A 13742-nucleotide genomic window follows, 5' to 3' on the forward strand; every position below is an offset into this window, starting at 1 on the left:
CAATCAAAAATTGACAAGCAACTGGACATGCCCCTTAGTCTAGCCGGAGACAACCGGAAAGAAATGGAAAAAATATTAGATCATTATAAAAATGATCCGGAAAAACTCGCTGCTGCCCGTTTTCTAATAATGAATATGCCTGGCCATTCAGGTGTTAACCAATCAAATATAGAAAAACTACAACCTTTTTATTTGAAGTACGTAGATATATCAAAACAACATAATTGGAAGCGTTCATCCGAATGGCAAAAAGAAATCGACTCTCTTTGGAGAAATGAGAAAACAAAAATCCATCCGTCTTTATTTAATAAAAAAGCGGATATCCAAACCATTAATGCAGACTGGCTTATCAACGAAATAGACCGTTCTTTCAATGCTTGGAAAGAGAATGTATATACACAGAGTGATACTTTTGATGATTTCTGCAAATATATCCTTCCCTATCGTTTTGCCGAAGGAATTTGTCTGGACGAGAGCCGGGATACTTTTTACAAACGACATGCTCGTATATTCAACGATATTAATAAAGATTTCAGAGTAGTGACCGACTCTTTACATCAAATATATAGCGACCTTATGCATAATAACTGGGCCGCTGCCTCCATGCCTATTTGCAACGCTGCCACTTTCGAACAAATAAAACGAGGTTCATGCGACGATAAAGCCTGGTATAACTGCCTGATGATGTCTGCACTCGGCATGGGAGTCGCTATCGACTTCGTGCCGGAATGGGGGAACCGCTCCGGGGGGCATAGCTGGAACAGCCTGATCGTTGGCGGAGAGTCATATCCCTTCGAACCGTTTTGGGACGATGACCGGTGGAAATACAAGGAGATTTACAATAATGAGTGTTTTGATTTGAAGTGGGGAAAATTCAGACTTCCGAAAGTGTACCGGCATACGTTCGAACATTATTTTTCCGGTCCGTTGGGTAATGAGGCGGTTGCTAGAGAAGATATTCCTTCTCTATTCAAAAATCCATTTATGAAGGATGTTTCTTCTGAATATTTCCAGACAACAGATGTGAAAATAACTATTACGGAGCCTATTCCCGAAAACACACGTTATTGCTATCTATGCGTTTTCGGAGCAAAAGAATGGCAACCCGTGCAATGGGGTAAAATCGAATGGAACAAAAAGGTGACTTTCAAAGGGATGGGTAGGGATATCGTTTACCTGCCTATGTTCTACCAAAATGGTGTTTTAACACCTGCCGCATCTGCTTTTATCCTGACTAAAGACGGTAATTGCGAAAAACTGGAATGCAAAGAGGAGAAAATGCCGGTTACCGTACGAAACTATACCGCCTATCTGTATCCTGAAGAGATTTCCGAAGCGAAAGAGACGCTGGTCGGGGCTTATCTCACAGGATGCAATGATTTGAATACCTTAGCCGCTGATACCTTATATATGATGACAGACAGCATGGATACATGGGAAAATGAGATCAATCTTCCTGTTTCTCAAAAATACAGATATATACAATTAATATCTCCCAAAGACTCACTGGCACTCTGTGAAATATCTTTCTATGAACAGAATAAAGAGGATAAACCGATTCAAGGTGTAAAAGTGTCAGCCGATATCACACCGCTTGGTGATGGAGAGGAACTGAACATGGTTACCGACAGTCGTTCTGCCACTGGTTTCAGAGGCAGGTTCAACAACCCGGAAGATGGGAAAAATACACTTTGGTTTGATTTGGGTGCCCCCAAGTCAATCTGTAGAATTTCATATATTCCCTATACAAAAAATTATTTACCTAAAGATATAGACATAGAATTATGGTATTGGGATAATCAATGGGTTAAAGGTGGTAGTTTAAAAGGTGATTACAATTTTATGACTTTTGAAAATATACCTGGAGGGACTATTTACAGAGTAAAGGTAAAAGGGACAAATGATCGTATCTTTGCCTATAAAAATGGTATTATTCGTTGGTATTAAGCATGAAAAAGCATTGGAAAAAAATAGCGCAATATACTGTAGACGTAACCTTTTGGTTATGTATGCTGGCTACGGCATGGTTCGCCACACAGGTCTTATTGTTTGCCTCTTTCAAAATCCCTAGTGATTCGATGGAACCGGAATTAACTACCGGAGATAATATCCTGGTCTGGAAGCCAACGATCGGACCACGTATATTCAATCTGTTTGCTTCCATGCGAAATGAACAAACCGAGATTTATCGTATTCCCGGTTTCAAAAATATTAAACGCAATGACATTTTAGTCTTCAATTTTCCACACCCTAATAGTTGGGATAAAATAGAAATGCATATCCTCAAATATTATATCAAACGATGCGTAGGATTACCTGGCGATACCCTCTCCATCCGAAATGGTTTTTTCCATGTAAACGGAATAAATACACCTCTTGGTAATACGGATTCGCAAAAAAAGATTGCCGTTACAGAAAAGTTTCAAGAGGGCATATTCCATAGTTTCCCCTATGATGGTACTATCGGCTGGAGCATCAAGGAGTTCGGACCGCTTCATATTCCCGCCAAAGGGGATTCGATCCGGATGAATCGGACAAACTTCGTTTTATATAAAAAGCTGATTGAATGGGAACAACAGGGAACTCTCGAATACAAGGATTCCACATCTTTTCTTAATGGAAAACCGATCGACGGCTATCGTTTCTTGAAAAACTACTATTTTATGGCAGGCGATAACGGTATGAATTCGCAAGATTCGCGTTATTGGGGAATGTTGCCGGAAGAATATATCGTGGGAAAAGCTTGGATTATCTGGAAATCGGTCGATCCGTATACGGAGAAATTCAGGTGGGAACGATTCATGAAAATAATTCATTAAAGAGATTAATCATGAAATACAGACAATACATAAGTTACTCATTACTCGCCATCAGCGGAATTTTTCTGCTGTGCACCGTTTTTGCCACCAACACAGGACTGGCTAACGGGCTGGTTACAGGGAAAGTTCTTTGGTTTCATCTGGCGATGTTGCTGCTGGCAGCATGCAGTCTGGTGGCGGCTGTTCTGATGAAACCGGCAAAGCCGTTTGACTTTTCGGTCGCAGACGGATTGGTGCTGGTTTTGGCGGCTATCGTTGCACTTACTTATAACCGGCAGCTGGATCCCGAACCGGAGAAAATGTTGTTTGGCGGGCAATTAGTCGTATTGTGGTTTTTGCTGCGGTTCATATTGACAGGATGGCCGCAGTTACAGTTATTTTTCCTGGCGGTGGTTGTTGCGACCGGAGGGATTGAAGCCGTGTCGGGAATGCGACAGTTACATGGATTCGAGGGATCTAACCATTCCTTGTTCAAGCTGACTGGGGATTTTTATAATCCGGGGCCTTATTCGGGGTATCTCGCAATCGTATTGCCGGTTTGCCTGTGGATGATCCTACGGCAAACAAAAATTTATCTGCATTACCTGGGATGGATCGGTTTGTTGGCAATCATTGTCGTGCTTCCTGCCGGGATGAGCCGGACGGCATGGATAGCGGCTGCCATTTCATGCGGATGGGTGTATTGGGTGCAACGGATCGGATGGGAAAAGACTAAAAGATACATTAATGGAAACCGGACCTTAACTATCGTATCTTCTATTTTGATCCTGATCTCCATAGCCGGTGCATTGGCGGGTATTTATCTGCTAAAGAAAGATTCTGCCAATGGCCGGCTACTTTTATGGAAAGTGACGGGGCAAGCGATTAGGGAACAGCCCTGGACAGGAACCGGGACGGGGGGTTTTCCGGCTGCTTATGCAGAAGCACAGGCGGAGTATTTTACTTCGGGAAAGGCTTCGGAGACAGAGATGCTGGTTGCCGGATGTCCGGAATACGGATTTAATGAATTCTTACAAATTGGTTTGGAGCAGGGGCTGGTGGGTTTAATGGTTTTTGTATTGTTGTTAAGCTATTCCTTGTTCCGGGGGGTAAAAAACAGACAGGCGGGAGCGGCCGGAGGGATATTGGCGCTGATGGTGTTCAGCCTGGCATCGTATCCGTTGCAGTTGCCGGAGTTCTGGGTGGTGTTGGTGGTGTTGATGGGGGTGGCTAATAGTAAGACTCCGGTTAACGCTGATATTTCGGTTGACGCTGACACACCCCCTACCCCCTCTCGAGAGGGGAGGAAGATACTTTCTGTCGCTATGATAGGGGTGCTGGCTATATGTTGCGGGTGGATTTTCCGGCAGCAGAAAGGGTATTATGAAGGATATAAAAAATGGAATACGTTGAAGATGTTGCATCATAGTAAAGCTTATGAAGCGGCAGGTGAAGGATATGAGGAACTGGTGCCGTTGATGGGACATAAACCGGAATTCCTGTTCGAGACAGCACAATGTTTAAATAGGGCCGAACGATATACAGAAGCTAATAAGCTATTATATCGGGCTATGAAGTTAAGCGGTGATCCGATGATACGTTACATAGCGGCGAAAAATGAGCAGTCGATGGGAAACTATCAAAAAGCGGAAAATTTATTGCTGCATGCGATCGATATGTTACCGGAACGGATCTATCCGTATTACCTGCTTACCAAACTTTACTCAGAACCTACTTTCTTTCAGGAAGATAAGTTTATCAAAGCGGCTGACGCCGTACTGAAAAAAGAACCGAAAGTAGAGAGCACGGCTATCCGGGAAATGAGAACAGATGTTAAAAATATGCTCAACAACATACGATCAGATCGTAATTAATTTATTTATATGCTATTTACGATAACATCGTAATAATATTTTTGTATATTTGGAAATTAAAATTTGAATCATAGCTTATATGAATATGAAATACTACAATTTGCTGGCAATACTGCTCCTCTCCGGGATGATAGCCTGTTCCGGTGACAAAAAAGACAGCAGTGAAGGAGAAGAAACTGTTGAAACGGTTTTACCGGACGAAACCAACGAGGTGACCGTGATGACACTAAAGGCTACCGACTTCAACCATGAACTGGTGAGTAACGGCAAATTGTCGGCACGCCGCCATGTCGACCTGCGGTTTCAGTCGGCCGAACCGATCGCTACGATTCATGTAAAGAACGGCGACCGGGTAAGCAAAGGACAAAAGCTGGCTGAATTGTCGACCTTCCGGCTGAAAAACAAAACGGCCACTTCCAAAGATGCCCTGGAACGGGCGAAACTGGAACTGCAAGACGTGCTGATCGGCCAGGGATATGCGCTGGCAGACTCGGCCAAAGTTCCTCCCGCCACCATGCAGCTTGTCCGGGTAAAGAGCGGTTACGATCAGGCGCTTATCCAATACCAGTTGGCAGAATATGAAGAACGGAATGCCGTACTGACGGCTCCTTTCGACGGTATCGTTGCCAATCTGTTTGCCAAACAATATAATACAGCTTCTACCTCCGACATATTCTGCACGGTCATCGATCCGGGCAGCCTGGAAGCAGCGTTCACTGTTCTGGAGAGCGAACTGCCTCTGATCAAGAACGGCGACCGGGTGGAGGTCACTCCTTTTGCCCTGAACGACACAAAAGCCGAAGGACGCATCACCGAAATAAACCCGCTGGTCGATGAAAACGGCATGGTGCAGGTGAAAGCGGCGGTAACGGACAGAGGGAAGTTATTCGAGGGAATGAACGTCCGTGTCAGCATCCACCGTTCGCTGGGCAAACAACTGGTCGTACCGAAAAGCGCCGTCGTTCTCCGGTCCGGAAAGCAAGTGGTGTTCAAACTCGACAGCACCCGAACCAAGGCTAGCTGGGTATATGTACATACCGGTCTGGAAAATGCAGACAGCTACACGATTACAAGTTCGGAAGGGGACGGCCTGAAAGAGGATGATTTCGTCATTACCAGCGGTAATATCAATCTGGCACACGAGGCACCGGTAACGATAATTGAAAATTAAAAATTTGTTATGGTCAAATTCCTACTACAACGTCCTATCGCGGTACTGATGGCTTTTACAGCCTGTTTTATCGTGGGGTTGGTGACTTACTTTACCATCCCGGTATCGTTGTTGCCCGATATTGCGATACCGGAGATCACCATACAGGTGTCCGGACAGAATACGTCGGCCCGCGAACTGGAGAATACGGTAGTCAAACCGATCCGGCAACAGCTGATGCAGGTGGCTGCCCTGCGCGATATACACAGTGAGACACGCGACGGTGCCGGCATCATCCGCCTGAGTTTCGACTTCGGGACTAACACGGACCTGGCATTCATCGAGGTGAACGAAAAGATAGATGCTGCCATGAACTACCTGCCGCGCGAAATAGAACGTCCGCGGGTGATCAAGGCGAGCGCAACGGACATACCGGTCTTTTGCCTGAACCTAACACTGAAAACAGGTGACAGCGAGGCTGCTTTTCTGGACCTTTGCCAGTTTGCCGAATCGGTTATCAAACGGCGTATCGAGCAGTTGCCGGAAGTGGCGATGGTAGATATCACGGGGATGATGAAACGGCAGTTGCAGATCGTGCCGGACATGAAAACACTGGAAATGGCCGGTATCACGCTGGATGACCTGGAATCGGCCCTGAATTCGAACAATATCGAGCCGGGAAGTATGACCGTACGGGACGGATATTATGAATACAACATCAAATTCTCAACTTTACTGCGCACACCGGAAGACGTACAAAATATCTATCTCCATAAAAATGACCGTATCTTCCAGCTGAAAGACCTGGCGAAAGTGGCAGTGGTACCGGAAAAGGAAACAGGTGCCTCACTTTCAAACGGAAAACGGGCGGTTACGCTGGCTGTGATCAAGCAGGCGGACGAGAATATGGATAACATGAAGGAGGCGTTGCAGGAAGTTACTGCGTATTTCGCAACGGTTTATCCGGATATAGAGTTCAGTGTCAGCCGGAACCAGACGGAGTTGCTGGATTATACAATTTCAAACCTGAAACAGAACCTGTCGCTCGGCTTTATATTTATATGTATAGTGGCTATCCTGTTTTTGGGGGATATCAAGAGTCCGGCAGTGATCGGCCTGAGTATGGTGGTCAGTCTGATTATCAGCTTCCTTTTCTTCTATATGTTCAAGATGTCGCTGAACATCATTTCCCTTTCCGGACTGATCCTGGCACTGGGTATGATGATCGACAGTTCGATCATTGTGACGGAGAATATCATGCAGTACCGGTCGAAAGGGTATACGCTGGAAGAGGCTTGTAACATGGGGACCAGCGAAGTGATCACCCCGATGCTGAGTTCCACACTGACGACAATCGCCGTATTTGTGCCGCTGGTATTCATGAGCGGTATCGCAGGGGCTATATTCTACGACCAGGCTTTCGCGGTGACGGTCGGACTGATGGTCTCCTATTTTACGGGTATCATGCTGCTTCCGGTACTCTACAAGCTGGTTTACAGCATTCCCGATATCAAACATACGGGATTCAATCTCCGGATCAACAACCTGATCAAAGAACATACGCTGGATCGTTTCTACGATGCTGGAGTCAATTTCGTGTTCCGTCATAAAAAGTCGAATATCATATTTATCTTCGTTACATTGCCGTTATGCGCCCTGCTGTTTTATGAAGTACCTAAAAGCAGGATGCCTGAAATCGACCAGAACGAACTGATCGCCCATATCGAGTGGAACGAAAACATCCATATCGACGAAAACCGGGAACGGGTGGACAAACTGTTTGCCCAGATCGCAGACGATGTACAGGAATATACCTCCTATGTCGGTCAACAACAATTCCTGTTGAACCGCGACCGGGAACTGTCTTCTTCGGAAGCCGAATTATATTTCAAGACAGAAAAATCATCTGCCATCTCTCCCTTGCAGGTAAAGATCACGCAATGGTTGGATACTAATTATCCGCAGGCTGTATTCTCCTTCTCTCCGCCGATCACGGTGTTCGAAAAGTTGTTCGTGACGGGAGAAGCTGACGTGGTTGCAGAATTTTATGCCCGCAACAAAGCGGAAGCTCCGGAGGCTCAGGCATTGCACAAATTGGAATCGCAGATGAAAGCGTCTACCGGTATTGCACCGGTGGGAGTCGCCTTCGATAACCAACTGAATATATCGGTCGACAGGCAGAAGTTACTACTTTATAATGTAAATTACAATGAAGTATACCGCCTGCTGAAAACGGCTTTCAAAGAAAATGAAGTGGCGACCCTCCGTTCCTACCAGCAATATCTGCCGATTGCCCTGGCCGGCGACGGTAAGACGGTGAACGAAGTCTTACAGCAGACACTGGTCCGGACGCAGGCCGACAAAGAGGGAAAAAGCCAGTACATCCCGTTGCAGTCACTGGTTAAGGTGACGCAAGGGGAAGACCTGAAGACGGTTACTGCCGGTAAGAACGGCGAATATATCCCGTTCAGCTTCTATGATGTCAAGAAGGCGGAACCGTTGATGGAAGAGGTGAAGAAGTTAGGCGAACAGAACTGGGAGATCGATTTCTCCGGTAGTTTCTTCTCCAACAAACAGATGTTGAATGAGTTGGTGGTGATCCTGCTGATCTCTATCCTGCTAATGTATTTCATCCTGGCAGCCCAGTTCGAAAGCTTTCTGCAGCCGCTGATCGTACTGATCGAGATTCCGATCGACGTAGCTGCATCACTGCTGGTACTCTGGATTTGCGGACATACGATGAACCTGATGAGTGCCATCGGTATCGTGGTAACCTGCGGTATCATTATAAACGACTCCATCCTGAAACTGGATGCGATCAATGAATTACGTAAGGAAGGTGTTCCGTTGATGGAAGCGATCCACGAAGCCGGCCGCCGCCGTCTGCGCCCGATCATCATGACTTCGCTGACCACCATCTTCGGTATGGTCCCATTGCTGTTCTCATTCGACATGGGTAGCGAGTTACAAAAACCCCTTTCCATCGCCATGATCTCAGCCATGCTGATCGGTACAGCCGTCAGCCTGTTCATCATCCCGCTGGTCTACTGGTTCATCTACCGCAAACACGACCCGAATGCAGTGATGCCTGAAAAACAAACTGAAGTTTAACGAATTATATATAATGCCGTTATGAAGATATGTAAAATATTATTATCGTTCCTGTTATTTACCTCAGTCTATCTGAATGCCCAGCCGCTTACGCTGTCGCTGGAGCGGACGATTGCATTGGCGGGGGATAGTTCGCTGGAGGCATTCAGGACAAAGAATATGTTTTTGGCCGGATACTGGCAATACAGGACATTCAAGGCGGGACGATTGCCAAGCCTGACGCTGAACCTGACTCCGGCACAGTATTATCGCGATATCACGAAACGATATAATTATGATGAAAATATAGAAGAATATCGTACGCAGCAATCATTCTATGCCAACGGCAATCTTCAGGTCAAGCAGAACTTCGACCTTCTGGGAGGTACTTTTTATCTGGATTCGGAACTGGGGTATATGCGTAATTTCGGAGAAAATACTTATAATCAATACACTACTGTCCCTATTCGAATCGGGTATAGCCAAAGTCTCCTGGGTTACAATCCTTTCCGGTGGGAACGAAAGATAGAGCCGCTCAAATATGAGAAGGCGAAAAAGGAATTACTGTACAATATCGAAAATATCAGCGAACAAGCGACCACTTATTTCTTTGCCCTGGCTATGGCACAAGCGGAATACGACCTGGCAAAAGAGAATGTAGCTTCAACAGATACCTTGTACCGGACAGGACAGGAACGACACAAAATCGCTGCGATCAACAAAGCAGAGTTGCTGACACTGAAACTGGATGCCGTCAACGCACGCAATACATTGCAAAATGCAGATATAGCCTTGAAAAGAGCCATGTTCAGCCTGGCTTCTTTCCTCAACTTCGATAAAAACACAGAAATAAGGTTACGCCTTCCGGGACGTCCGAAAGACATGCAGATCTCCGTCGATGAGGCTTTGACACTCGCCCGGGAGAACAATCCGAAATTTCTCGACATGAAACAGCAGGTACTTGAAGCGGAGCAACAGGTGGATAAAACCAAAAAAGAAGCCATGTTCAATGCCTCCATCAACGCCAGTATCGGTTTCAACCAGGTTTCGGATAAAATGAAAGAGGCCTACCGCAACCCCTTGCAACAGGATGTCGTATCCGTGTCCGTATCTATCCCTCTCGTCGATTGGGGCGTACGGAAAGGGAAACATAACATTGCCAAGAATAATCTGAATGTGACACAGATTTCCGCCCGCCAGGAGGAACTGACGGTAGAGGAAGACGTGATCATGACTGTCGGTGACTTCAATATCCAGCAAAACCTGATCTCAAGCGCAGAAGAGGCGCTCGACCTGGCTGTTATGGCTTACAGTGAGACAAAGCAACGGTTTATGATCGGGAAGGCGGACATCAACAGCCTGACCTTATCGCTGAACCGCCAGCAGGAGGCACAGCGCAACTATATCTCCGCCCTGCAAAATTACTGGCTGAGTTATTTCAAAATACGGAAACTGACACTGCATGATTTTGAAACCGGCATATCACTGGCACGGGAATTTGATTTTACGCACGGACTATAAGTAACAGATTCAATGAGCACATCTCCCAAGATATCATCCTTTACGATCATCGTCACCTTCCTTTGTGTGGCGCTGACAGGACTGGCTTTCATCCCTCTCCTGCCGATTAAGCTGTCTCCCTCACGCACATTGCCCCGGCTGACCGTCAGCTATAATATGCCCAGCAACTCGGCACGTGTAATCGAGATGGAGGTCACTTCGCGGCTGGAATCGATGCTGGCACGTATCAAGGGAATCAAGGAGATCAACTCCACTTCCGGAAACGGCTGGGGATATGTGACACTGGAACTTGACAAACATACCAATATCGACGCCGCCCGTTTCGAGGCATCCACGATCGTACGCCAGACATGGCCCAGCCTGCCCGACGGGTTAAGTTATCCGATACTGGAAATGAGCCGCCCGGACGACAAGGAATCCGGCCCGTTCATGACCTATACGCTGAATGCGGCGGCAACTCCGATCTTTATCCAGCGGTTTGCGGAGGACCAGATCAAACCGCGCCTCGCCGGTATCCCGGGTATTTACCGGATCGATGTACGCGGGGCCACGCCGATGGAATGGCGGCTGGAGTATGACAGCCGGCAACTCGTGTCGCTCGGCATTACCACCAATGACATACAGAATGCGATCGCTCAATACTATAACAAAGAATTCCTGGGAACCGGAAATGTCAATACGAACGAACAAGAGGAATGGATTCGCCTCGCCCTGATACCGGAAGATGTACGGGAGGGTTTCGAGGCTTCCCACATAACCGTCACCAGTAAAGAAGGGAAGCTGATACGCCTGGACCAGTTGCTGAAAGTCACCCGCCAGGAAGAGGCTCCCCAAAGCTATTACCGTATCAACGGACTGAACTCGATCTATCTCTCCATCCGTGCGGAAGAGACAGCCAACCAGCTGGAACTCGCCAAACAGGTAAAAGAGGAGATGGAGCATATCCGCCAGTTATTACCGCAGGGATATGAGGTACATACCAGTTATGACGCGACCGAGTTTATCCAGAATGAACTGGATAAGATATATGTACGTACGGGACTTACGATCCTGATTCTTTTATTGTTCGTCCTGCTGATCACCCGGAATGTGCGCTATCTGTTCCTGATCGTGGTCAGCCTGAGCGTAAACCTGTGTATTGCCGTTATCTTTTTCTATCTGGCAAAACTGGAAATGCAGCTTTACTCGCTGGCGGGAGTTACCATATCGTTAAGCCTGGTAATCGACAATACGATCGTGATGACCGACCATATACGCAACCGACATAACCGCAAAGCCTTCCTTTCCATCCTAACGGCAACGCTGACGACTATCGGTGCGCTGGTGATCATTTTCTTCCTCGATGAAAAAATACGGCTGAACCTACAGGATTTTGCAGCTGTGGTAATCATCAACCTGGCAGTGTCGCTGGCGATCGCCCTGCTCTTCGTTCCTGCCCTGATAGAGAAGCTGGGACTGGGGCAAAAGAAAAGCTCAGCCCGGAAAGCGCAGCTCTCCCTGAAACCAAAAGCCACCTGGTTTCCGCGGATCAGAAGGTGGGGGAACAGATTTTTAAAACGGTTCCCGGTCTATTTCAACAGATATTACCATGCACAGATCAGCTTTCTTTGCCGATGGAAAAAGACCGCATGTTTCCTGTTGCTACTGGCTTTCGGATTGCCGGTCTTCCTGCTCCCCGAAAAAATAGAAATGGATGACAAGGACAAGGTATATACGGCTACAGACTCGCTGCTCATTGAAAAATACAACAAGATTGTCTCAAGCGAGACCTATAAGGAGAAAGTCAAGCCGATAATGGACAAAGCACTGGGAGGAACCTTGCGCCTGTTCGTGCAAAAAGTGTATGAAGGCAGTTATTTTACCCGCAACGACGAAACGGTCCTGTCGGTCACCGCCTCACTTCCCAACGGGACTACACTGGAACAGATGAATCAGTTGATGGGACGCATGGAGGCTTACCTCAGCACATTCAAGGACATACGCCAGTTCCAGACGAACATTTACAGTGCGCGGCAGGCAGGCATACGTATTTATTTCACCAAAGCGGCAGAGCGAAGCGGATTCCCTTATACGCTGAAAAGCAAGATTATCAGCAAGGCGCTGGAACTGGGCGGCGGTAGTTGGGGTGTGTACGGGCTCCAGGACCAGGGCTTCAGCAACGACGTACGGGAAGGAGCAGGTTCGTTCCGTATTGAAATGTTCGGCTATAACTATGACGAATTATACACCTGGGCGGAACAGTTGAAGGATACACTTCTTACCTACCGCCGTATCAAGGAAGTACTGATCAACTCTGAATTTTCGTGGTGGAAAGACGATTATCAGGAATTCTATTTCAATCTGGACAAGGCACGGATGGCACAGGAAAATATCCTGCCGATCGAACTGTTCGCCTCCATCAACCCGGTGTTCGGAAAGGATATCTACAGCGGTACGATCGTTGTCGACAATGAAACGGAAAAGCTGAAACTAAGTTCGCGCCAGTCAAAAGATTATGATGTCTGGAGCATGCAATACGTCCCCCAGAGCATTAAGGGCAAACCTTATAAACTGTCGGAACTGGCCACCGTCGAAAAAGGACAGATGCCGCAGAAAGTAGCCAAGGTGAACCAGCAATACCGCCTGTGTCTTCAATATGAATACATCGGTGCATCCAATCAGGGGACCAAGATACAGGAACGTGTATTGAAAGAATTCAATGCGTCGTTACCGATGGGATACACTGCCAAATCGGATAGTAATTACTGGAGTTGGAACACCAAAGACAATAAACAGTATCTGTTATTGCTGCTGATCATTGCCATTATTTTCTTTACGACCAGTATTCTGTTCAATTCGCTGAAACAACCGCTGGCTGTTATCTTTGTCATCCCTATCTCCTATATCGGGGTGTTCCTGACATTCTACTGGTTCAAGCTGAATTTCGACCAGGGAGGGTTTGCGTCGTTTGTCTTGCTATGCGGTATCACGGTAAATGCAAGTATCTATATATTAAACGAATATAACCAACTTCGCGAAGCCAGGCCCAAAATGCCCGCCTGGCGTCTTTACCTGAAAGCATGGAATGCCAAGATCACACCAATCTTCCTGACCGTGATCTCTACCATACTCGGGTTTATTCCGTTCATGTTAGGTCCCGATAAAGAAGCGTTCTGGTTTCCGCTGGCAGCCGGGACCATCGGCGGATTGACCATGTCGATCCTCGGTATCTTCATATACCTACCTATTTTTACTTTGAAGAAATAATCATCTTGTTAATACTTAACCGCCAATAACTGTTTTTCTTTCCTAATTTTGTGATATTCTTGG

At 46.7% G+C, this 13742-nt stretch carries 7 protein-coding genes; all 7 read left to right on the forward strand.

The window, feature by feature from the left end; genetic code table 11:
* Positions 1-63 precede the first annotated feature (63 nt).
* A complete protein-coding gene (locus HMPREF1535_RS05895; RefSeq protein WP_229102660.1) occupies positions 64-1947 on the forward strand; it encodes a hypothetical protein in 1884 nt (627 codons plus the stop codon).
* 2 nt (positions 1948-1949) lie between these two features.
* On the forward strand, positions 1950-2819 hold the full coding sequence (gene lepB, locus HMPREF1535_RS05900) for a signal peptidase I (protein ID WP_044245995.1): 870 nt from the start codon (positions 1950-1952) through the stop codon (positions 2817-2819).
* 11 nt (positions 2820-2830) lie between these two features.
* On the forward strand, positions 2831-4672 hold the full coding sequence (locus tag HMPREF1535_RS05905; protein ID WP_007655621.1) for an O-antigen ligase family protein: 1842 nt from the start codon (positions 2831-2833) through the stop codon (positions 4670-4672).
* An 85-nt stretch (positions 4673-4757) separates the two neighbouring features.
* Positions 4758-5843 carry an efflux RND transporter periplasmic adaptor subunit gene (locus tag HMPREF1535_RS05910; protein ID WP_044246119.1) on the forward strand — a complete coding sequence of 362 codons (1086 nt, stop codon included), beginning with the start codon at positions 4758-4760 and terminating at the stop codon, positions 5841-5843.
* Positions 5844-5852: 9 nt separating this feature from the next.
* Entirely contained in the window at positions 5853-8933 is a 3081-nt protein-coding gene (locus HMPREF1535_RS05915; RefSeq protein WP_046145569.1) for an efflux RND transporter permease subunit, read from the forward strand.
* Between the two features lie 21 nt (positions 8934-8954).
* Positions 8955-10433: a TolC family protein gene (locus HMPREF1535_RS05920; RefSeq protein ID WP_046145570.1), complete on the forward strand. Its 1479-nt coding sequence runs from the start codon at positions 8955-8957 to the stop codon at positions 10431-10433.
* Between the two features lie 12 nt (positions 10434-10445).
* Complete coding sequence (locus HMPREF1535_RS05925; protein WP_046145571.1) at positions 10446-13679, forward strand: efflux RND transporter permease subunit; 3234 nt, start codon at positions 10446-10448, stop codon at positions 13677-13679.
* Positions 13680-13742: the final 63 nt, after the last annotated feature.

The organism is Parabacteroides goldsteinii DSM 19448 = WAL 12034 (genome assembly GCF_000969835.1).
GTDB lineage: Bacteria > Bacteroidota > Bacteroidia > Bacteroidales > Tannerellaceae > Parabacteroides > Parabacteroides goldsteinii.